The following is a 22881-nucleotide window of genomic DNA, read 5'->3' as shown; positions in this document are numbered from 1 at the left end:
AAAAGCCATTAAAAAAGCCATGACATTAGCGTCATGGCTTTTTTAATGTTCACCTATTTTTTATCCTCTTCTTCCAACAGCACATCTACTCCATCGATTTTTTTCAGCTTCTCAAGCACCTCGGCAAAGCGTTTTTCCCTGACCGAGATTTCCATTTCACAAAGGTTATCGAAATGCTGATTCAGAATCTGTAAATCGTATTCCTTGATCAGCTTCATCACATCATTCATACTGAGGTATTCAAACCTGAAAGGAATATCGATCATCAGGATCTTTTCGACAATTTCTCCCTCTTCAATAGCATCTGCCGCCGCAGTACGATAGGCATGTACCAAGCCGGGAACGCCCAATTTGGTGCCGCCGAAATAACGCACCACCACGATCAGCAGGTTAGTCAGGTTATGGGAGCGAATTTGCCCCAGGATAGGGTCTCCGGCAGAGTGCCCTGGTTCGCCATCATCATTGGCGCGGAACCGTTCGCCGTCATTGCCTAAAACATAAGCATAACAGTGGTGGCGGGCATCGTAGTACTGCTTCTTCAGGCCATCAATAATTTCCTTCACTTGCTCTTCTTTTTTAATGGGATAAGCAAGCCCAATAAATTTACTGCCTTTTTCTTTATAAAAACCTTCCGAGGCTTCGGCAAGGGTGAGATAAGTGTCTTTCATTCCTGCATCCATTGACTTCCCTACAAAAATAGAATGTTTATCAAAATAAACCCAATTTAACGCTACAAGGCGCCAATTTGCTGCTTATCGACATCATATTTGTTATGCTTCTGTGCCAGTTTTTTATAAGTGGCCTTTCCGGTCTGGTCATTGGTAGCGTCACAATACTTCGCCAAATTGATATAAGTAACACACAGGCCGTGATCACTCGGGTGCTCTTGCTGTTGGAAAGCCTTTTCAGCCTTGAGCAAATACTCCTTTACCTGTGGATCGGTAGGCTGATCCAAGGCTAAAAATCGCCCCATCAGCAAATTTCCTGGAGCACTAAACATGGGATTGCTGCGCTTGCTCAGGTCAAGGGCCAGTGCGACCTCTTCGCTATTTACCCGTTGCAGGTAAGCGAGGTTTTCGAGGTACATACAAGTGAAGTAAGGGTTGTTCGGATAATGCTTGTGCAGGTATTCGGAATGCTTGAATGCTTGCTGCGGTTTGGCGCCGTAATGCATCAGCAAATGGTATAAATACTGCCGTGATTCTACATCCGTAAAAATTCCTTTTTCTGTGGCAATCTCCATTTGGTGGAGCCCAAGTTCCAGATCGCCACTTTTAAAGAAAAACATAAAAGGACGATACACGGGGTTATTCTGCGGAAATTTAATGCGGTAGTAATTGTACAGCCCTGTGGTGAAGTAAAAATCAGGGAACTGATCGATTAAGTTAAAGCCCTCCTTCACGTAACTGTAAAGTACTTTGCCATAACTAATGGCTTTCATGGAGCTCCCTTCATCAAACCAATATTCAGCATACATGGCATTGAAGGTCAGGGCCACGAATTTCAGTTCGGCATCATCTGGTGCGGCTTTCAACCGTTCGGCAGTCAGGGCAATGCCCTTATCAAGGTTAGCCGTGTAGGCCTGCTCCATTTTCTCGTTCTTATGCTCAAATTTTTGTTGCCAGAACAGAATCCTTGCCTTGAGCAAATAAATGGTAGGGTCTTGTTGAAGATAAGTTTCGAGGGAGTCCGCATAGGCCTCAGCCTTTTTGAATTCAAAATTATAAGTGGCCGTCAGTCCTTCTTCAATGAAGCGCATGGCTTTTTTATCATTTCGAATTTGGGTGGTGGGCATGGCATATGAGTACAATGGCAACACGATGGCCATCATTAAAAACAAAAATCTCCGCATAATCTTTCTAAACGCTTAGTCTACTTTGGGCCATCAATTTATAATAAATGTAGGCCAAGACCTATTTAATAATTTGGTATATTATGAGTAATTAAACGATTATACCCAAACAAAAAGGCTATTTTTTTGCTATAAATAGGACTTTATGCCCATTAAAGTAAAGCTTAACCCTTAACATTAACCGACGAATATTATCGAAGCGCTAAAGATATTTAATTCAAGCTGGATCAGGAAATCGAAATTGACCCTGAGTACGCTCCTGCTAAGGATTCTCACTCAAATCGGCATCATGAAACTCTTTGCCGTGTATTTTGGACCTGCAGGTGTGGCACTGGTGGCGCACTTTCAAAACCTGGTAGAGCTCATTACCCAAATCCCCAATGAGGGGATCAACCGTGCATTGGTTCACTTTTGGGGCAACCCAACACTGGAGGATGGCCCACGCCGACGGGTATTCTATGCGGCGATTATTTACAACCTCATTGTCCTGTTTTTAGGCTTTGGGGTGTTCTTTGGTTTGAAGCATATATTCCTGAAAGAATTTATTGAACTGAACGACCTGCTGCAGCTGCCTTTTGAAGGGCTGTTTTTCACCATCATGAGCCTGCTGCTCTTGCATTTGTTCCTGATGGCAGTCATCCTCTCTCATGGGCACGCCAAAATATACACCACTTTCAGCTTGGTCAGCCTGATTTGCTCATTGATCCTTGTGGCTTATTTTGTGCAGTATAACGATCAGCAACTGGCATTACTGAGTGTAACTTTCGGGCAACTCCTGGGACTGGTTTGTGCGCTGGTATTTTCCGTTAGGCATCGGTTGGTGAGAAAGGTAAAACCAATTGAAACGAGCAAAGGCTCCATGGAGGCGATATGGAATTTCATGCTGGTAACTTTCGGTGCTTTTGTGTTTGGGAAGATGCTCGAATATGGCGTCAGGGAATGGATGATCAATGCTTATGGTCTTGAGCAGGCAGGGCAGTGGCAATCGGTGGTTAAAATATCAGAAAACTACTTTTTACTCTTCACTGGCACCGTAGGCCTGGCTTTCTTTCCGAAGGTTAATCAACTGATTTTATTCCCTGAAGAACTGAGAATTTATGTCCGTGGCGTTATTGCACTGGTTGTTCCTGTCACCCTGATAGGCAGCTTATTTATCTTTTTTGGTAAAGAATGGTTGTTGGTTGGGCTGTACAGTGAAGATTTTCTGCCTGCCAGCAAGTTTTTTCTTTATCAGCAAACGGGCGATTTCTTCCTGATTATCGCTTACCTGCTCGCTTTCATGCTTTCGGCACAGTCCAAACCTATCGCTCACCTTTCACTGCAATTCGGTGCGACGGTATTGTACCTCGTATTCATTTTTTATTTTTGTTCGAGAGATGGGCTTTTGGGAGTCGTGGAAGCCCACGCGTTAAAATCAGCGATCTATTTTGCTGTTCTGCTGTTTCTGAACCGAAGACTGGTATTATAATTCAGCAGGTGTTGTAATATTTCTACACCTGCTGAACGATTCAAATTTTATCGGCGGTTATCGTCCCCTTCCATCATACTGAGGTAACTCATATATCGACCTTCATCAATGTAGCCACGCTTTACGGCCTCGGTAACTACACAGCCAGGCTCATGGGTATGCGAACAGTTATAAAAACGACACTCGCTCATTAATGCCCTGAACTCTGGGAAATAGCCTCCAATTTCTTCCTCTTTGATGTCCATCAAACCCAGTTCTTTAATTCCTGGAGTATCGATCAAAAATGTTCCCTCTTCGATTTCAAACATTTCTGCGAAGGTGGTGGTATGAACCCCCTTATTGGCATAAGTGGAAACCTCTTGTGTCCATTGGTCAATATCTGGAGCAATGGCATTGATCAGGGTAGATTTCCCCACCCCTGAGTGCCCCGAAAGGATTGACTTCTTGCCTTCAAGCATCGCCATAAAAGCATCGAGTCCTTCTTTTTTCTTCGCTGAAAGTGACAAACACTGATAACCCAGCGACTCATAAAGCTCCATGAGTTCTTCCTGAATCTGCTGCGCCTCTGGCACCAGTAAATCCGCTTTGTTGAAAACCAAAACGGCAGGAATATGATAGGATTCACAGGAAACGAGGAATCGGTCAATAAAGCCCTGAGACGTGCGGGGCATCACTAAAGTACACACCAAAATCGCCTGGTCAAGGTTGGCACCAATGATGTGCCCATGCCGCACCTTCCTTGTAGATTTACGGATAAGATAATTCTCACGCTTTTTAATATGCGTGATCACGCCTGTTTCTTCTTCGGTATCTTCAAGCTCAAACGTAACGATATCCCCCACCGCTAAAGGGTTGGTTACCTTCAATCCTTTAATTTTGAATTTCCCCCGAAGACGGCATTGGTAAACTTCATCGGTGGTCAAATCGCGCACCTCATACCACGAGCCCGTCGAGCGCATCACTAATCCTTCCATATATTATTTTTGTCGGCTGTTTAAACTAATACTTTACCCTGATTTAACTTATCAAGTGCTTTCCAGAAATAGCTCACCTTTATATTTCAGAAAGGTGCCTGTGACAGGAAATATAAACCCTATCGATCACTGGGTACTGATCTCCGAGCACTTGTTAACAAGTAAATTTTGAAAGCATTCTTTCTTCACCTCCGAATGATTTTCATTATTTTATATAAGCTTCACAAAAGTCGAGAATTTGAGCCGTAACGCCCAAATTTTCTTCCACATATCTTCTCGACCGATCGGCGGCCTGTTGGTATTGATCCTCATCATTATACAAGGCCGCAAATTTCTCTGCAAACTCTTCACTGCGTTCAAAATCAAATGCCGCCTCCCGTGCAAGCATATCCGTAGCCTCCTGAAATTTTCTGTTTTTAGCTGAACGCCCAAAAAAGATCGGCAAACCATAGGTGGCCGCTTCCAGGATATTGTGCAAGCCGCTACCAAAAGCACCTCCCACATAGGCAAAGTCGCCATAGCGATAGACCGACGACAACATGCCGAAGTTGTCTATGATCAACACTTGTGCATCCGAAACGTTTTGTTCTGAAGCTTTGGAGTAGCGAATCACCTTGCCTGCGCATTGGTTTTCGATCTCCTTCATTTCTGACGCTTTCAGGTTATGTGGTGCAATAATAAATTTCAGGTCTGTTTTCCCACCATTGATCAGCGGAAAAATATGCACCATATCCTGCGGCCAACTGCTGCCCACCACCAATGTGCGGTGCCCCTCCGTGAAGGCCTCTACAAGCGGAAGTTTTTTGGCCTGCTGGCAGATTTCCTCTACCCGATCGAATCGGGTATCTCCCGTTTTACTGAAATTATAGACTTTAGCCTCTTCAAGCACCTCCACAGACTCCTGATTCTGTACAAAGAAATGATCGAAGCAATGCAGGGTGCGGAAAAAGAAGGCGCCGTACCACTTGAAGTAGATTTGGTCTTTTCTGAAAATGGTTGAAAATGAAAACAGGGGAATATTTTTCTGCGCCACACGTTTGAGGTAGTTGTACCAAAACTCATACTTCACAAAAAATACCACCTGAGGATTCAGCAAATCGACAAATTTCTTGGCATTCTGCCAGGTATCTATTGGCAGGTAGGTGATCAGATCTGCCTTATCGTAATCTTTACGCACTTCATAACCCGATGGGGAGAAGAAGGTCAGGACGATTTTATAATCAGGATACCGCTTTTTAAATTCTTCCAAAACTGGTCGTGCCTGTTCAAACTCTCCCAAAGATGCACAGTGAAACCAAGCCACAGGGTCGTTATAAGTTGCCCGAAAGTGCATCAGTTGTTTGAATACTGGCTTTCGGCCTTTTACAAACAGGCGCAGTTTCTTGTTAAAAAGTGCGGGAATCGGCAACAGTAATTCTGCCAGATGGAATAAAAACGAGTATAAAAATTGACCCATGCGATTATTTTGGAGCGTGGTTAAAGGACAACCTCTCTACAAGGTCTTCAGAAATAAATCTTCCTTGTGTGGTGGTTGTTTATAATTTTACGCAAAAATAAAAAAACCCTCTGAGATTATCAGAGGGTTCAGTGGCATATCTGTTAGGATCGCCAATATTTATTTGCTCGCTTGATTAGTGCGCTGAAAGGTATTCTGCTACACCTTCTTTAGTTGCTTTCATAGCGTCAGCACCTTCAGACCAGTTTGCAGGACAAACTTCGCCGTGCTCTTCTACGTGGTGTAAAGCATCTACCAAACGGATCATCTCATCGATGTTACGACCCAATGGCAAATCGTTGATTGTTTCGTGGCGTACAACACCGTTTTTGTCAATCAAGAAAGTACCACGGAAAGCTACAGGAATACCTGCGAATACCAATTCTCCTTCGTCATTGTACTCCCAGTCACCGGCCAATACACCGTAGTTGTTTGCAATTGTTTTCGACAAGTCAGCTACCAATGGGTATTTCACGCCTTCGATACCACCTTGTTTCTTAGGAGTAGTCAACCAAGCCAAGTGAGTTTCTTCTGAATCACAAGAAATACCAACAACAGCAACGTTGCGCTTCTCAAATTCTGCCAATTTTTCCTGGAAAGCCAAGATTTCAGTAGGACAAACAAAAGTAAAATCTTTTGGATAGAAGTAGAAAATTACTTCTTGCTTACCAATGTACTGCTCCAAAGAGAAGTCTTCTACGATCTCGTAACCGTTAACAACTGCTGGTGCAACAAACAATGGGGCTTTTTTTCCAACTAATGACATATTGATTATTATTTTAAGGTTTATTTTTCTTCAAACTTAATAGCTCAAAGGTATAGGGTTATTACAGTTTTACCAACAAAGCATTCTATAATTTACATTGCTTTTGCTTATTACAATATTAGTTATGTTGATACAATATTGGGCGGTGAAGTTTATCCTAAATAGGACTTCAGCATCCAGGCGGTTTTTTCCTGTCCGGCGATGTAATCACTCATCAAAGCGACTGTTCCTTCATCGTTGGCCTCTCCTGCCATTTCAAGAATTTCACGCTCTCTTTTGATCAGTGCCTGAATGTTCGACAGGGTGATTCCCACCGTATTTTCGGCATCGCTCACATCTACCGCAGGGGTAATTTCTGCCGCCTGAAGATAGTCTGCAAATGAATGCAGCGGTGATTTATCCAAAGTCAGGATACGTTCTGCCACCTCATCAATCTGCGTATGTGCCTCAGTGTATAATTCTTCAAATTTTACGTGAAGCTCAAAAAACTGAGGGCCCTTAATGTTCCAATGAAAGCCTCTTAGATTTTGATAGTAAACTTGAAAGTTGGCCAACAGGTCGTTTAACTGATCTGCTAACTGATTTGCTTTCTGTGCGTCTAATCCAATGAAATTCATAGCTATTGTGTATTTATGTTTTTATTATTTCTTTTCGATGGTTCAAAGGTAGGCAGGCTTGCTTTGCCTATCAAATCACTTCGATCAATGCATCATCAAGGATATCGATACCCGACATGAAAGCATAAACAAAGGTTTACGCTCACCAATATCATTACTCAATTTGCTGATAAGTCATGATTAATTATATAATATAAATCATATTCGACAATGACTTTGCCACCGGCGTTCCGCGGACTCATGTTGATAAAAAGTGGTCAATCAATAAATTATCCATGAAATACCATCGATATTTCGGCAGATCGTTTTCTCACCTTTGTAAAAACCTTACCTTTACCGATTGTGTAACAAAAACACTTTAGCCCCATTATAGGATCAAAGATTTATGCAATTAATCGAAGTAAATAGCCCTGCTCTGGAAAAAGCGTTTATTGACTTTCCACATCCATTATACAAAGACTACCCCGAATATATCCGTCCGCTGGACAAGGACATCGCTGTGGTGTTTAACCCACAGAAAAACACCTTTTTTAGCCATGGGGAAGCCATCCGATGGATGCTCAAAGACGATCAAGGCAAGTTTATTGGTCGGGTCGCGGCATTCTACAGCAACACCACCAAAAACAAGGACAATGACCAGCCAACAGGCGGACTGGGCTTTTTTGAATGTATTGATGAGCAGGAAGCTGCCAATACCCTTTTTGATGCCGCACAAACATGGCTGAAAGGAAAAGGCCTTGAAGCGATGGACGGCCCCATTAATTTTGGTGAGCGCGATAAATGGTGGGGATTGTTGGTTGAGGGGCATCACCGCACCGCCAACTATGAAAACAATTACCACCCGAAGTATTACCAGACCCTGTTTGAGAATTACGGCTTCAAGGTTTACTTCAAGCAATACACTTTTGGCAGAGATACTTTCGATCCCCTGCCGGATATTATCCACCGAAGGGCAGAGAAGATCCTCACCTCGGATGAATATCGCTTTGAAACCATCAAGAAAAGTCAGCTTGAGAAATACACCAAGGATTTCGTGATGGTTTATAATGATGCCTGGAAAGACTTTGAGGGAGTGGCACAACTGAGCCTCGAGCAGGCTCGTGATATTATGCAAATGATGAAGCCGATCATGGATGAGCGACTGATCTTTTTCGGTTACCACCACGATAAACCCATCTGCTTTTATGTCAACTTACCGGAAGTGAACAAAATTTTCAGGTATATGAATGGTAAATGGAACCTTTGGCAAATGCTGCGTTTCAAATACTTTCAGATGAAAGGTGTTTCCAACCGACTGATGGGGATGGTTTTTGGCGTTGCTTCGGCTTATCAGGGCAAGGGCGTTGAATCTGCCATGATCATTGAAGCGGGCAAGAATGTGATTAACCCTGAGGTACACAATTATTCGGAGCTGGAGATGAACTGGATTGGGGACTTTAACCCTGCCATGATGCACCTCGCCCGTAACCTCGGGACACGCATTGTAAAGACCCACCACACTTACCGCTATATGTTTGACCGCAACAAAGAGGTGGTAAAACACCCCCGATTAGGCTTTAAGAAAAAGCCGAAGAAAACGGAGTAGGGTCTTGTCAAACGCATAATGTCGATATTTTTTTGACTATGATTTACTTGATTAAAGGGGTTTACATGATTTATCGTTTCTGAACGGGAGAACATCCTAAAATCCTTTTTAATCATGGTAGTCATGCTCTTAAAACCATCAACAGGGCATACAGCTATTGACAAATCAGTCGTATTAAAAAATAAAAAATATAATCTGTGGAAATCTGTGTAATCTGTGGGGAAGTCCACCGCTACTCAGTTACCCACATTAAGCTAAAACATTATACCATGAGTTTATTATCTATTGGTACGGTTGCCTTCGATGCAATCGAAACGCCTTTTGGCAAAACCGACAAAATCGTCGGTGGTTCATGTACTTACATCGCCTTGGCGGCCTCTTATTTTTTGAAAGAGAAAAATAATATCGTTGCCGTTGTTGGGGATGATTTTGGCGATGATAACATTGCTGATTTGAACCGTCACGGTATCGATACGGAAGGTTTGCAGATCAAAGCAGGGGAAAAATCTTTCTTCTGGGCGGGCAAATACCACAACGACATGAACAGCCGCGATACGCTGGCCACAGAACTGAACGTTTTGGAAAACTTCGATCCTGTAATTCCTGAAAATTATCAGGATGTGAAATACCTGATGTTGGGCAACCTGACCCCTGCCATTCAGATTCAGACGATCGAGCGCATGAAAAACCGCCCGAAATTCATCGCCATGGATACGATGAACCTTTGGATGGACATTGCGATGGATGATTTGAAAAAGGCTTTGACGATGATCGACATGCTCATCATCAATGATGAAGAGGCCCGTCAGCTTTCTGGTGATTACTCACTGGTACGTGCGGCTCAAAAAATTCAGGAGATGGGACCAAAATATTTGATCATCAAGAAAGGGGAACACGGTGCTTTGTTGTTCGGTGAAAACCGTACTTTCTTTGCGCCTGCCTTGCCTTTGGAGGAAGTTTTCGATCCAACAGGAGCTGGAGACACTTTCGCAGGTGGATTGATGGGGTACCTGGCCAAAACGGACGATATCTCTTTCGATAATATGAAGCGTGCGATCATTCATGGCTCGGCAATGGCTTCTTTCACCGTAGAGAAATTCGGCCCTGAGCGTTTGCAGGATTTGGATCAGGCAACAGTGGATGCCCGTATTCAACAGTTTGTGGATCTTTCACAATTTGAATTATAAAAAGTGACTGGTGATCGGTGGCTGATGACTGAAGGAGATACGCTTCATTCGTTGGCCATCGAGCACAAAATAAAAATATGATAGAGCGCATTGAGCAGATCGAAGAGCAGGTCAATAAACTTGGACCTGAAGGCTACAAAAAATTATATCAGGAAATTCAGGAGCAACAGCCGCTTTTGATCTCCTTTTTTTTGGGCTATAAAATGGATGGCTATGACAATTACCTGCAAGGGGTGATTATGCGTGGTGTTTTCACCATCTACCTATTTTACAGGGACGAGCCTTTTTTCCAAAACACAAAACTGGGTTATAAGGAATTTCAAGAGCTGCGCGATGAGCAATTCGACTTCCTCGAATATATGGAAAGCCACCCGACGATGATTCAGGACAAAGAACTTACCCAAAAGATGATCAATGCCCTGCCTGATTTGCCACTCTATCAATACCTGATCAAAGGATTTGAGATTTCTCCTGCCTTCAGTACCCTTCCCGTAGAGGACAAGGGCACGATTGGATTGGAGTTTAAAATTTTGTTGGAGTTGATTCAGCGGAAGAAATAAACACCGCTTAATCATGTTGGAGGATTTTAAGCAACTTGATTAAAAGGATTACCATGATTTTAAATCATATTGGTTGCGGACGCTTGCCTGTGACCAACTAAATACAAAAAACCATGCTAATCCTTTATATGCCCTTCCATGCTTACCCACAAAAATAATCTGTGGAAATCTGCATAATCTGCGGACAAATAAACTCCCCGTCCATTCATTTTTTAACGCTGAGCTCGAACCATACGGTCTTTGTCATTGAGGTCTTTAAACACCTCCACATTTTTATAGCCTTTCTCTTCCAACATGGTTTTGGTTTCTGCACCATAAGCCTCATTGATTTCAAAGTATAACTTCCCGTTGGCAGTCAATTTCGTCAATGCCAAATCAGCAATTTTTTTATAAAACAATAACGGATCATTGTCTGGAACGAACAGCGCCAAATGTGGATCATATTCCAATACATTGGCATCCATGTCCGCTTTTTCCTTATCGCAGATATAAGGTGGGTTGCTGACAATAATCTCAAACTGCTGATCAAAAGGCAGCTCATCCTTCAGTACATCCATTTGTTCAAAACTCACCGCTGCATCCAAATATACTGCATTGCGTCGGGCAACAAACAGGGCTTTCTCGGAAATATCCACCGCAAAAGCATCGCAATGTGGCATCTCCAAATCAAGGGAAATAGGAATACAGCCTGTACCCGTACCAATATCAAGAATGTTGTAAAGCTCGTTGTCTTTATTCTCATCCAAGATCAACTTGATCAACTCTTCGGTTTCGGGGCGTGGCACCAGGGTATGTTCATTGACGATAAACTTATGGCCATAAAAAGGCGCAACTCCTGTAACATGCTGCAAGGGCACCCCCTGCTTCAATTCCTCCACAGCATCCCACAATTCATCATACTCCTCTTCAAGCAATGACAAACGCTCATTGGTCATCACCTTCATCTTATCAATTTCAAAAAGGTCTTCGAGTAATCCAAAGGTAACACTTTCAGCTTCACGATCCCCTAAAATGGGGGTCAGTGCCTCCGCTATATAATTTTTTAGCGCTTTCGCGCCATTGAATGCTTTTTCCATGCTGCAATTTACAAATTATCCCCTCAATCCTGCACGCGATTTACCCCAAAATAAGGCATTGATGCTCGCACTACCCCTATCCTGCATCAAATATCGTACAAAATTAATCCAACCACTGAAAAGTACATTTAACCAACCCAAGTAGCGTAAATAAAGTTCCAACTATAAAGATAATTGACAAACAATTGAATATGAGCAACTTAATTCAGGGTAACGATTTTGACATATGCCTATCGGAAGACAAAAATCCTATTTTCACCATTACCTTTCATGCCTGCTGCCAATACAGCACCATCAACAAAATTGCAGCGTCCCTTCAGCCCATGCTTCGGCGTTACCAAAGCTGTAAAATAATCTTTGACTTTCGGAAGATTTCCCCTAAATTAATGAATAGTGCGCCTTGTGATTTAACCCCATTAGCAAAGGGGTTTAAGAGTCTCAATATTTGCATGCGCTGTGTTTTTGTGAGTGGATTTTCAACTGCCAGACACAATTATCTTACAGACCAGGCAGTGAAAATTGAGGAAAAGGTCTCGCACCTGCATATTATTACCATGCCAAAACTACCAACAACAAACTATTGGCTGGAACAAGGCTGCAGTGCGAATTGCCCCATAAGCGCACGCCCTATTTTTCCAACTGAAACCTATTAAGTATGATGCTCGAAGACGGCCTGCTGGCTTTCCTCATTTCATTGGCCTTCATCACTCCTTTCACCGCAGGAGGGATTATTCTGTGGTATATCATGAGTGGCAAGCCTGAAGAGGAAAAAGAATAATTGGAGAGTGTATCCCTCCGAAAAAAGAATATCAAACTTCCCCTATCGTAAGTAGCACACTCCCGCGCCCACGCTTTCATGAAACTGCTTTCAGCTATTTTTTTGCCGATTGCTTTGATTATCATGCCTCTGATTCATACTCTCCCCCTATTTTCAAGGAATAATTTACACTTGCACAGTGTTTGTTTTTATGCCCTTAACCATAAAAAATGAACATGAAAAAGATATTCTCAAGCCTGATGATTGTTGCCCTCGCTGTGGTAGCCCTTTCAGCATGTACCACCAACGACAACCCCACAGGAGAACATATGTCGCCTTTTCACAGTGTGGAAATTGATGCCACGGGTCGAGACTTCCCCGTAACGGTTATTCAGGACGGCAGCTACTCGGTGGATATCAGCAATGGTGATTTTAATGAGTTGGACTATGCCGTAAAAGATGGCGTACTGATGATCAAGCCCCGACAAGGAGAAGAAATTGAAGGAAAAACGACCATCCACCTCGGTTATGATCTCAAAAGATTATATGTCCATAACCAAGCCGATGTCCTGCTTAAAGGGGCAATTACCACAGAAGATCAAGCCAACCTGGACATCGATACCCACAGTATTGTTAATTTTGAAGACCAACTACTGGTCAAGGACGAGTTGAAGCTGAACACTAAAAATGGCGCAAGTTTATTCATCGCTGACCTTGAAACCCACAGCGCACAACTCACCATGGATACTGGAGCCCATACCAATATTCAAGGGAATGCAAGTTCCACAGTGACCATCAGCGCAAGAAACGGTGCCCTGTTCAATGAAACCTCGAATGATGATTTCATTCCTGACAGCAAGGCCCCACTCAAAGCACCCCTTTACGACCTGAACATTGATACTGGTGCCAAACTCTGGGTGGATGCCACAGAGGACATCAAAGGAACAGCCAACAATGGTGCGCAAATTTATTATGTGAATCATGGCTATACTCCCACTGTAGAACTTCATAATGGTGCTGAAAAATTCATCAAAGACCTTTCGCTTTAGCGTAGACTGAACCCTTCTTTAAAATCCCAAAAGCAATGTTATTTTAGCATTGCTTTTTTTGGCTTTAATCATCATCATTCGGGATACTTCAAATACCTGAATTTTTATATCTTTGCCCTACAAATTAATCCGACAGCCCCATTAACCCTTGTTGTCGGCTATTTCATATTGATCTTTACACCATGAAAAAAATAAGTAACCCTCTATTCCTCTGCCTGATCGTTTTATCGGCCATCTTCAGCAGCTGCTCCGACAGCCCTGCTCCAAGCCCATCGAGCCTTGAGGTCCCATTGGGGAATTTTACTTCCGTAGAAATTGGACAGCACCTGCACCTGAACATCCAAAATGCTTCTGAAAGCAAAGCGCAGGTCAGCGGATTTGGGGAGCTCTCCAATCTGCATTTCAAAATTAATGACAATCACCTGAGTATTTATCTTGCCGAGGGTGCTGCGATCGATCAGTTGCAAATTACCCTGAGTGCCAAAATGATCCATGAACTGATCGTAACCAACGAGGCGAAGGTAGATTTTTCAAAAACCTATTTCAGCTTCGAGCCCATGACCATCACTGCCAAAGACTCGGCAAAAGTTTTTGCGGCTGAAAATGTGGCAGTCCCTAAGCTGATCATCGACTGTACACAAACCTCAAACACTGATGTGAAGAACAATGCGATCATCAACCTGCCGACTGTTATTGGTCAGGAAGCGGAAATTAAACTCGCTGACCGTGCGGTATGTAACCTGTCGGGTAATAGTTTCAATACCATCTCGGTGGAAGCCAAAGGCGCTTCAAAATTTTGCCACGAACCTGTTGAAGGCGCGAGTTTGAATGTGCCTGTTGAAGCAGAAAAATACGAGGTAAAATTGATCGACGCCGCCAATGCATGGGTGAATGCTTCAAGCCTGATTAAAGGAGAAGCCGACGGGGGAGCGCACTTGTTCTATAAAGCTGACGGGCACGACCACCTGACCGTGGATGTGGAAGTCAACGGTGGTGCTGAATTAAGTAAAAGAGAGTCCTGATAAGCAGCAAACAATAAATATCAGGCTTCAGCAGGAGGAAATACCTACCCCTGTAGATCAAAAAAGCGGTAAGGAAAATCTGTCCTTACCGCTTTTTTTTAATCTTTCTGATCCAGCTCAATTTTCACATTAAAGAGTTTCAGCTGACTCAGGTAAACCTCGTCCATAAACTCCTCCACCTTTCGGCTATTAAACTTCTCAATTTTCGTCTTCAGGTAGCTTACCTTATGTGCCGCCCGCAAAAATCGTCGAATAGCATTCTCAGAATTGATGACCAGCCCTGGTACAGCGGTTGTTTTCCCCTGCTCATCCTTGGCCACCATTGTAAAATACGACGAATTACAATGCTTTACAGTGCCCGTCTTAATATCCTCAGACTCCACACGAATCCCCACAATCATCGACGTTCTGCCAACATAATTGATTTGTGCTTTCATCGATACCAACTCCCCCACCTCTATGGGGTGCAGAAACTCGACGCGCTCTACCGCAGCAGTCACACAATAGGTTTCTGAATGCTTGGATGCGCAGGCAAAAGCCACCTGATCCATCAACGACAATATATGCCCCCCGTGAATTTTCCCACTAAAATTCGCGTTTGAAGGCAACATCAGCTGCTTGATTTCTATGCGTGAATCTTCAATCCTTTTATATTTATGCTCCATCGTTGTAGGTTATCTCTTTTGAGTCATCTCAAGATTTAGAACTGCAAAGTAAATTGACAGAAAGGAAAATCTCTAAAATTTTAGCTTCTAATGGCGAAAAAAAACTTATTTTGGCCCCCATTGGTATAATTCTAACCTGGGCTTGTCCTGTGCCCGCTTGATTTATAAAAAGATGACTGAAGACCAAAAGTTTATGAACCGTGCTATTGAGTTGGCAAAACTCGGGCTTGGCACAACCTACCCCAATCCTATTGTGGGGTGCGTTATTGTGCATCAGGGGAAAATTATTGGCGAAGGGTGGCATCAGCGGGCAGGAGAAGGACATGCCGAAGTACGGGCTATTGCCGATGTAAAAAACAAACAGTTGCTCCCTGAAGCCACTGCCTACGTAACCCTCGAACCCTGCGCTCACCACGGGAAAACCCCTCCCTGTGCCGATCTGTTAATCAAGCACCAATTAAAGCGGGTGGTGGTGGCTGCCACAGACTCCAACCCTGAAGTAGCTGGCAGTGGGCTCCATCGTATGATTGAATCGGGCATTGAGGTGGTCACGGGAGTCATGGAACAGGAAGCACGGGAGATGAACCGCCGTTTTTTCACCTTCATGGAGAAAAAGCGCCCTTATGTCGTTTTGAAATGGGCACAGACGCAGGACGGTTTTGTGGCAAGAGAAAATTACGATTCCAAATGGATCAGCAATATTCATTCGCGTACTTTGGTACATAAATGGCGCACTGAAGAGCAGGCCATTATGGTGGGCAGAAATACCGCACTTTACGACAATCCCGTGCTCAATGCCCGCTTGTGGAAAGGGCAAGACCCGATCAGGGTGGTTATTGATCGTAACCTTGTGCTCCCCAATACCCTTCACCTTTTTCAGGGAACACAACCTACCCGTTGCTATAATTTCACAAAAAATGGCGTCGTTGGGAATACAACTTTCATTGCATTGAAAAAGGAGCATTTTCTTGAACAGCTCATGAGCGACCTATATCAGCAAAAAATCCATTCGGTATTTATCGAAGGTGGTGCTGGTTTGCTCAATCAGATAATGCAAGCTGACCTTTGGGATGAAGCGCGAATTTTTACAGCAACAGCCACCTTCGGCAGTGGCATTCTTGCCCCCAAGATAAAAGGGCAACTTGCCGAAGAAAAATACATCCTCAACGACAGACTGTCGATTTGGTACAATAAAAAATAACTATACGAACAAAAAATATATTATGGCCGAAAGCTTATTGATTGACCGTAACAGTACAAAAGCGGATCAGTACGAACAATTGCTTCCTCAGATTGAGGCACTGATCAGTTATGAAGACGACCTGATTGCCAACCTGAGCAATATCGCTGGGGCACTCAAACAAGCCTTCGATTTCTTTTGGGTAGGTTTTTACATCGTGAAAGAAGATCAGCTGGTGCTTGGGCCATATCAGGGACCTATCGCCTGTACCCGCATACCGAAAGGCCGCGGCGTATGTGGAAGCGCATGGGCAGAAGCACAAACCCTTCTGGTACCTGATGTAGAACAATTTCCTGGGCATATTGCCTGTTCATCAGACAGTAAATCTGAAATCGTCGTTCCTGTATTTAAAGGCCAAAACGTTGCCATGATCCTTGATGTAGACAGTGATCAGCTGAATGATTTTGACCCGACAGACCAACTGTATTTGGAGAAATTAATGGCTATTTTAGCCAATAAACTTTAAATTCGAATCAAATTGAACTTTTAATATGCTCACCAATTTAACCTGAGAGTGTATTTTTATTAGATCTATCGAAACGTGCACTGTATGGCATGCTCATACAGGACGCTTACTTATAAACATAAAATTTTATGGAGCTGAAATTGCAGTCTGAATTCGGAGTACTTAATGGTGTAATTATGCACCGCCCTGGCTTTGAGCTGGAGATGCTTACTCCTGATAATATCAAAGAATTCCTCTTTGAAGACGTTCCCTACCTGGAGCAAATTCAACGCGAACACGATGAGTTCCGCGCTTTGGTAAGACTCAACACCAACGCTAAAGTTTTCCGTCTGGAAGGGCTCCTTCAGGATGTAATGAAAGATGAAAAGCTTCGCCTGAATGCCTACAAATCTGCCTTGGCAGTAAAGGGCTACGCACATGTTGCTGAAGACCTTCTGGCGCACCTGTCGCTTGCCGAGGCAACCACAGCACTTACTTCAGGCATTCGCATGAAGCACCTGAGAAGAAAGTGGCGCCCAGATGCATTGGCTGATTTAGGCGACCTGGACTTTTTGATTACCCCAAGTCCTAACAGTTATTTTATGCGGGACCCTGCAGCAGTAATTCAGTCGGGGGTCATCTCAAGCCATATGAAATACCCTGGCCGCCAGCGGGAGTCCGATATCATGCAAATGATTTTTGCTCACCACCCACAGTTCAAGAACAACTATGTCAATGCTTATGAGCATGATGGCAGCCCTGAAACACCATGTATTGAAGGTGGCGATGTCATTGTGCTTTCTGAAAAAGCGTTGGCCATTGGTAACTCCGAGCGTACCGACCCCAAGGCGATCAAGCAAGTGGCGAAACATGCCCTGGCGAACAGCAATGTGGAGCGGGTATATGAGGTACACCTGCCTGCACGACGCAATTTCATGCACCTCGATACGGTATTCACCATGATTGATGAAAACCTGATCGTTACTTATCCTGATGCGATGGAAATGAACCTGACCACCTACATCTACCGCCAAAAAGGGGTAGACAGTAACGGGGAGGTGATTCTCGAAGAAGAGGTGGTCAACAAATCCATTATCGACCTGCTGAAACAGGAAATCCCACATCTTGAAGTGATTGGCACTGCACAAGGTTACCCTGAATACGCTTCCCGCGAGCAGTGGTATGATGGTGCTAATGTTTTTGCCATTGGCCCGCGCCGTGTCATTACTTATGACCGAAACAAGTATACCAACAGGGCATTGAAAGAAGCTGGTGTAGAAGTCCTGGAGATCAAATCCTCAGAACTTTCAAGAGGGCTTGGTGGCCCGCGTTGTATGACTATGCCACTCGAGCGCCAACCATTGCGCTAACACAACGATCTGTTGATAAAATATTACTAAAGAGCACCAGCCCCATTAAGGGTAATGGCGCTCTTTTTTTTGTTTAACTTTTTCGGTCGATTAATTAGACATAACTAAACTCTATCAGCTCATTGATAAAAATAGTTAAAATATTATTGATAAATACTCAACTAAATTTACCTTACACGTAAACTTAAATAACCTAAAACAACATCAACGCTATTTTCTGACTTCATACCATCATGAAATCCCTACTGTTTTCTATCCTGCTATTTTTTGTCAGCTTTATCAGCCAAGCGCAAAACGGTATTATCCGAGGAGAAGTATTCAATCAGCTCACCAACGAGCCTATTCCCTTTGCGAACGTGGTTATTCAGGGCACCACTACTGGTGTTGTAACTGACATCAACGGGAAATTTGAATTCACTGCCCTGACGCCTGGTTTGTTTAACCTTGAGGTGAGCTATGTTGGCTACAAGCCGAAAGTCATTTTTGAGGTCGAAGTTACCAACTCGCGGCCAGCCATTGTAAAATTCCCCCTGACAGAAGACGCTACACAGCTTGAAGGCGTGGAGGTTACCGCTAAGGGCTTTGAGCGAAAAATGGAGTCCCCGCTATCGCTGAGAACCATTGGCACCAATGAAATTAAAAGAAACCCTGGAGGTAACCGCGACATCAGTAAAGTGGTGCAGTCCTTGCCTGGGGTAGCATCTTCCGCCTCTTTCAGGAACGACATTCTGATTCGTGGAGGGGCACCGAATGAAAACCGCTTTTACCTGGACGGTATCGAGATTCCAAACATCAACCACTTTGCAACACAAGGAGCCTCAGGTGGACCTGTGGGCATTATTAATGTGGATTTTATTCGTGAGGTAGAATTTTACAGTGGTGCATTTCCTGCCAACCGCGGCAATGCTTTGAGTTCTGTATTTGAATTTGAGCAAAAAGATGGCCGCGACGATCAACTTACCTTCAATGGAATTGTGGGCGCCAGCGATCTTGGGGTAACACTCGAAGGTCCACTGGCAGAAAACACCACCTTCATCCTCAGTGCAAGAAGATCCTATTTGCAGTTTCTGTTTTCCGTGTTGGGCTTGCCTTTCCTCCCTACTTACAATGACTATCAGGCCAAAGTCAAACATAAATTCAACAATAAAAATCAGCTTACCTTCGTAAGTCTGGGCTCTTTAGATGATTTTTCGCTGAACGATAAAGTCCTCGAAGATACGACGGATGAGAATTACCGCGCCAACAAATACACCTACGACCAAATCCCGATCCAAAACCAATGGACATACGCTATCGGTTCTAAGTTCGAACACTTCCATGACAATGGGGTATTCACAGCGGTATTGAGTCGGAATATGCTTAAAAATACCTCTTACAAACATTTAAACAACGATGAAAGTCAGCCCAAAACCCTCGATTACCTGTCCACTGAGGCTGAAAACAAATTACGCCTCGAAGATTACCGAAAAGTAAACGGCTGGGCAATTAATTATGGGGTGGGGTCTGAATTTGCCCGGTACACCAACCGAAGCTCTTTCCTCGCCTATTCAGCTGTCGCCGACAAAACGATCCCGATCAATTATTCAAGTGAACTCGACCTGGTGAAATGGAATGTATTCGGGCAGGTAACCAAAGGCTTTTTTGATGAAAGACTCTCTCTTTCACTCGGCTTCAGGGCTGATGCCAACAACTACACCGATGGAATGAGCAACCTTCTTGAACAGCTTTCGCCTCGCTTTTCAGCCTCTTATGCCCTGACACAAAAGGTCAGTGTTAATTTCAATACGGGCATCTATTATCAGTTGCCTTCTTATACTACGCTTGGCTATCGGGAAGAGGGGAATCTGGTCAATCAAAACGATGGGCTAAAGTACATTAAGGCCGAGCATTTGGTGGGTGGGCTCGAGTACCGCATCGACGATAAAAACTTACGATTTACCGCAGAAGGATTCTATAAAAAATACAGCAACTCCCCATTTTCAATTCGTCAGCAGGTCGCTTTGGCTAACCTCGGTGCCGATTTCGGAGTGATTGGCGACGAGCCTGTAACTTCTACAGCCAAGGGCCGTGCCTATGGTTTTGAATTTCTCGCGCAACAAAAATTTCACAACGGCTTCTATGGTTTACTCGCCTACACCTGGGTGCGTTCAGAATACACCGATGCCAACAATCAGTTTGTACCTTCTTCATGGGATAACCAAAATATTGTCAGCCTTACGGCAGGAAAGCAACTGAAAAGAAACTGGGAAATTGGTGCCCGATGGCTATTTTCTGGGGGAAGCCCTTTTACGCCTTACAATGTGGAGGCAAGTATGAAAAGAGACTACTGGCTCGAAAACCGTGTCGGGATCAAAGATTATGAAAATCAGCTCAACACACAGCGTGCAGGAAATTTCCATCAGCTTGATGTGAGAATCGACAAGAAATATTTCTTCGACAACTGGAGCCTGAACTTCTACCTCGATATTCAGAATGCCTATGCTTTCAGTCAGGAATCGCAAGCTGCACTAACCGCTTTGGAGGATGGTAACGGTGAACTGGTCAGGGATCCGAACGATTTTGGTAACGACATCCCGAACCCAAATAACCCAAACAGCACCATTCCCGACCCGAATAATCCAGGAAGCTTTGTCCCTGATTTTATTCCGCAGACCAACGGCACATTGGTGCCTTCCATTGGTGTGATTATCGAATTTTAAAGCTTGATTTAACTACACATAATACTGGTCGTAGGCTTCTGTCTACGACCTTTTTTTGTACTGTCGTATATTTTTGTACCTATCGGTACGGACGTTACATGCAGCGTCCCTACGTTGTAGAAATCATCTTTTTGATAAATGATCACAACTCAAGCTCCACCACAGGGTCCCAAAAGTGGGCTTTAAAATCCACAATCTGCGACTCGGCTACTTTCACCCCTTCAGCCTCCAAGCGTTCCTGCATGATATTGGGCTCACCAAAATGGTGTTTTCCGGTCAATAACCCCTGTCGATTCACCACCCGATGCGCAGGAATATCAGGCTTGTCGTGAGCATTATTCATCGCCCAACCAACGACCCTTGCCGACCGCTTCGCCCCCAAATATTGAGCGATGGCGCCATAGCTGCTTACCCTTCCCTCTGGAATCAATTTTACTACCTCGTAAACGCGTTCAAAGAAATCTTTTTCCATAGGGGAAGATAATAAAGTGAACAATAAAAAAGCCTGCAGAGCAAGCTAAAAACTTGACATGCAGGCTTTGTTTATTTTTTCTCTACACTGATCGTAGTATTTTTTAGTTCAAATGGCTTGCCCAAGCCACTGCCCTCTCAGGATAATCATTAGGTGATTAAAAATCCTCAATAATCTTCCTCGTATGGCGGTCTCGGTAACGAATTGGGAGTACAGGAATACGATAGCCTAAAAACAGGTTGAAGGCCAGCGAGCTTTCATTGGCAAAGCCAAAACCCGAAACATACCGCACAGGAATATCATAGTTATTGTCAAAGTCGAGCATTTTTCGGTACCTGAAACTGAAGCCCATAAACATCCCTTTCCACAGGTTGGTTTCCGAAGAAATATTCACCTCATACCAGGTCGCGGTCAAGTTATTGCGAGCAAACTGCTTAGTGTAATCATCAAACAGGTCGCCTGTAATGGTTGCAGTTCCGGCATCGGAAAAATTACTCATGCCATAGCGCCCACCAATTCTGATAGAACTTTTTTCTTTTACAGGAATCTTGAAATCGGCACCAAAACGATAGTATTGCCCATTGGTATGATAGTTTGTTACGTTCTTATAAGCCTCACCATCAAGCATAAAATCCTGCATTCCAAATTCTGCCGTTGCCACAAAATATTCAAAGAATGTAATGGCACCACCGCCCTCAAGCCTTGTTCCATTGTTCAGCAGCCCCAATATAGGGTCCGAGTAGTTTACCATCAGTTCAAGATTTGAAATCGGTGGCAATACGGTAATCGGCAAACTGTCACGGCGGGCACGTTCCAACTCACGGCGTTCCTTGCGGCTCAGGGTTTTGAACTCATCGGTACGGTCCACAATGGGAATATCGATCAAAATCTTGGGCGTCATCCGTACCGAATCCCGCTCATACATTGAAGTATCCACCACCCGAACGCTGTCCTGCTCCTGAGCAAATGCCTTCGTGCCCATACTCATCAGGACCAATAAAAGGCTTATCTTAAAATACTCTGAAATAGACATCGATATTTGTTTTTTCACTCAAACAGGTACTTGAATCGTTTTCGCACGTTACCGTAACATTTTCAAATCGGTTCTGGTCCAACAGTTGCACGTTACTGGCCTCCACACGAATCACATTTCGGATATCGACCACACTGGCCGTATCGTAGCCCAACTCCATTTCGTAGGTACCGCTGGGCGATGTTTTTCCTCCCACAGATATATCCAAATCGAAACTGGCACGGGTATTATTCATATCCAAAGGCAAGCTGAAGGACGTGATAGAATCCAGGGGAGCGAGTTCTTTTTCCCCACCTTTTGCACGGGCAATCACTTTCACCTTCACCTCTGAAGAGTCGGCAAAATTCTTAAAACGCACATTTACGGTAGGATTGATCTGTTCGGGGCCACAATCCGAGCAGTTATTACAGCTACTCATCCCCAAACCAACAATCACAAAAAGCAATAAAAAAAACGGAAGGCTTTTTTTCATAATTTATATCTTGTAATGAACAAAGTTAATCAAAAGCCTTTTCCGATCAATAAGCATTGATATTTATTCCGCCAAGA

23 protein-coding genes are annotated in these 22881 nt (G+C 43.8%); 12 read left to right on the top strand and 11 right to left on the bottom strand.

Annotation, left to right across the window (positions count from 1 at the left end; translation table 11 throughout):
- Nucleotides 1-53 precede the first annotated feature (53 nt).
- The gene (locus AABK40_RS02065; protein WP_338397515.1) at nt 54-668 is read right to left on the bottom strand and encodes a YigZ family protein; all 615 of its coding nucleotides are present in this window, start codon (nt 666-668) and stop codon (nt 54-56) included.
- A 62-nt stretch (nt 669-730) separates the two neighbouring features.
- Nucleotides 731-1852, bottom strand: coding sequence for a hypothetical protein (locus AABK40_RS02060; RefSeq protein ID WP_332919663.1), 1122 nt, complete (start codon nt 1850-1852; stop codon nt 731-733).
- 289 nt (nt 1853-2141) lie between these two features.
- Here AABK40_RS02060 and AABK40_RS02055 point away from each other — a divergent pair, with 289 nt between their 5' ends.
- Complete coding sequence (locus AABK40_RS02055; protein WP_338397514.1) at nt 2142-3320, top strand: MATE family efflux transporter; 1179 nt, start codon at nt 2142-2144, stop codon at nt 3318-3320.
- Nucleotides 3321-3367: 47 nt separating this feature from the next.
- Here the strand turns inward: AABK40_RS02055 and rsgA are convergent, their stop codons facing one another.
- The 4 genes from rsgA to AABK40_RS02035 form a co-directional block, all read right to left on the bottom strand.
- The gene (gene rsgA, locus AABK40_RS02050; RefSeq protein ID WP_332919665.1) at nt 3368-4294 is read right to left on the bottom strand and encodes a ribosome small subunit-dependent GTPase A; all 927 of its coding nucleotides are present in this window, start codon (nt 4292-4294) and stop codon (nt 3368-3370) included.
- 205 nt (nt 4295-4499) lie between these two features.
- Entirely contained in the window at nt 4500-5750 is a 1251-nt protein-coding gene (locus AABK40_RS02045; protein WP_338397513.1) for a 3-deoxy-D-manno-octulosonic acid transferase, read from the bottom strand.
- A 175-nt stretch (nt 5751-5925) separates the two neighbouring features.
- Nucleotides 5926-6555 carry a peroxiredoxin gene (locus AABK40_RS02040; protein ID WP_332919667.1) on the bottom strand — a complete coding sequence of 210 codons (630 nt, stop codon included), beginning with the start codon at nt 6553-6555 and terminating at the stop codon, nt 5926-5928.
- Between the two features lie 152 nt (nt 6556-6707).
- Entirely contained in the window at nt 6708-7172 is a 465-nt protein-coding gene (locus AABK40_RS02035; RefSeq protein WP_332919668.1) for a Dps family protein, read from the bottom strand.
- 385 nt (nt 7173-7557) lie between these two features.
- Between AABK40_RS02035 and AABK40_RS02030 the strand changes: the two genes are divergently transcribed.
- The 3 genes from AABK40_RS02030 to AABK40_RS02020 all read left to right on the top strand — a co-directional run bounded on the left by AABK40_RS02030 (nt 7558) and on the right by AABK40_RS02020 (nt 10504).
- On the top strand, nt 7558-8757 hold the full coding sequence (locus AABK40_RS02030; protein ID WP_338397512.1) for a GNAT family N-acetyltransferase: 1200 nt from the start codon (nt 7558-7560) through the stop codon (nt 8755-8757).
- 269 nt (nt 8758-9026) lie between these two features.
- A complete protein-coding gene (locus tag AABK40_RS02025) occupies nt 9027-9944 on the top strand; it encodes a PfkB family carbohydrate kinase (RefSeq protein ID WP_332919670.1) in 918 nt (305 codons plus the stop codon).
- A gap of 77 nt (nt 9945-10021) precedes the next feature.
- Nucleotides 10022-10504, top strand: coding sequence for a hypothetical protein (locus tag AABK40_RS02020; protein ID WP_338397511.1), 483 nt, complete (start codon nt 10022-10024; stop codon nt 10502-10504).
- 212 nt (nt 10505-10716) lie between these two features.
- On the opposite strand, the gene prmC is transcribed toward AABK40_RS02020, so the two are convergent.
- Nucleotides 10717-11580, bottom strand: a complete 864-nt coding sequence (prmC, locus tag AABK40_RS02015) for a peptide chain release factor N(5)-glutamine methyltransferase (RefSeq protein ID WP_338397510.1) — start codon at nt 11578-11580, stop codon at nt 10717-10719.
- A gap of 191 nt (nt 11581-11771) precedes the next feature.
- On the opposite strand from prmC, the gene AABK40_RS02010 reads away from it, so the two are divergent.
- The 4 genes from AABK40_RS02010 (at nt 11772) to AABK40_RS01995 (ending at nt 14408) form a co-directional block, all read left to right on the top strand.
- On the top strand, nt 11772-12233 hold the full coding sequence (locus AABK40_RS02010; RefSeq protein WP_338397509.1) for a hypothetical protein: 462 nt from the start codon (nt 11772-11774) through the stop codon (nt 12231-12233).
- A gap of 2 nt (nt 12234-12235) precedes the next feature.
- Entirely contained in the window at nt 12236-12358 is a 123-nt protein-coding gene (locus AABK40_RS02005) for a hypothetical protein (RefSeq protein WP_332919674.1), read from the top strand.
- A 215-nt stretch (nt 12359-12573) separates the two neighbouring features.
- Nucleotides 12574-13386 (top strand): GIN domain-containing protein, encoded by an 813-nt coding sequence (locus AABK40_RS02000; protein WP_332919675.1) that lies wholly within the window; start codon nt 12574-12576, stop codon nt 13384-13386.
- 182 nt (nt 13387-13568) lie between these two features.
- The gene (locus AABK40_RS01995) at nt 13569-14408 is read left to right on the top strand and encodes a GIN domain-containing protein (RefSeq protein ID WP_332919676.1); all 840 of its coding nucleotides are present in this window, start codon (nt 13569-13571) and stop codon (nt 14406-14408) included.
- A gap of 98 nt (nt 14409-14506) precedes the next feature.
- Here AABK40_RS01995 and AABK40_RS01990 read toward each other — a convergent pair whose 3' ends face one another.
- A complete protein-coding gene (locus AABK40_RS01990; protein ID WP_338397508.1) occupies nt 14507-15073 on the bottom strand; it encodes an acyl-CoA thioesterase in 567 nt (188 codons plus the stop codon).
- A gap of 172 nt (nt 15074-15245) precedes the next feature.
- On the opposite strand from AABK40_RS01990, the gene ribD reads away from it, so the two are divergent.
- From ribD to AABK40_RS01970, 4 genes are all read left to right on the top strand, one after another.
- Nucleotides 15246-16274: a bifunctional diaminohydroxyphosphoribosylaminopyrimidine deaminase/5-amino-6-(5-phosphoribosylamino)uracil reductase RibD gene (gene ribD, locus AABK40_RS01985; protein ID WP_338397507.1), complete on the top strand. Its 1029-nt coding sequence runs from the start codon at nt 15246-15248 to the stop codon at nt 16272-16274.
- Nucleotides 16275-16296: 22 nt separating this feature from the next.
- The gene (locus AABK40_RS01980; protein WP_338397506.1) at nt 16297-16779 is read left to right on the top strand and encodes a GAF domain-containing protein; all 483 of its coding nucleotides are present in this window, start codon (nt 16297-16299) and stop codon (nt 16777-16779) included.
- A gap of 128 nt (nt 16780-16907) precedes the next feature.
- Nucleotides 16908-18128, top strand: a complete 1221-nt coding sequence (locus tag AABK40_RS01975) for an arginine deiminase (RefSeq protein ID WP_332919680.1) — start codon at nt 16908-16910, stop codon at nt 18126-18128.
- A 233-nt stretch (nt 18129-18361) separates the two neighbouring features.
- The gene (locus AABK40_RS01970; RefSeq protein WP_338397505.1) at nt 18362-20827 is read left to right on the top strand and encodes a TonB-dependent receptor; all 2466 of its coding nucleotides are present in this window, start codon (nt 18362-18364) and stop codon (nt 20825-20827) included.
- A gap of 142 nt (nt 20828-20969) precedes the next feature.
- Here the strand turns inward: AABK40_RS01970 and AABK40_RS01965 are convergent, their stop codons facing one another.
- The 3 genes from AABK40_RS01965 to AABK40_RS01955 form a co-directional block, all read right to left on the bottom strand.
- Complete coding sequence (locus tag AABK40_RS01965; protein WP_338397504.1) at nt 20970-21299, bottom strand: MGMT family protein; 330 nt, start codon at nt 21297-21299, stop codon at nt 20970-20972.
- 157 nt (nt 21300-21456) lie between these two features.
- Nucleotides 21457-22332, bottom strand: coding sequence for a DUF6048 family protein (locus AABK40_RS01960; RefSeq protein ID WP_338397503.1), 876 nt, complete (start codon nt 22330-22332; stop codon nt 21457-21459).
- Nucleotides 22310-22804, bottom strand: coding sequence for a hypothetical protein (locus tag AABK40_RS01955; RefSeq protein ID WP_332919684.1), 495 nt, complete (start codon nt 22802-22804; stop codon nt 22310-22312). Before AABK40_RS01955 ends, AABK40_RS01960 begins: the two co-directional genes overlap by 23 nt.
- Nucleotides 22805-22881 lie beyond the last annotated feature (77 nt).

Source organism: Persicobacter psychrovividus (assembly GCF_036492425.1).
In the GTDB taxonomy this organism is placed as follows: Bacteria; Bacteroidota; Bacteroidia; order Cytophagales; family Cyclobacteriaceae; genus Persicobacter; species Persicobacter psychrovividus.
Note: the sequence above shows the minus strand (reverse complement) of the source record. Positions and strands in the feature narration are given on the sequence as shown.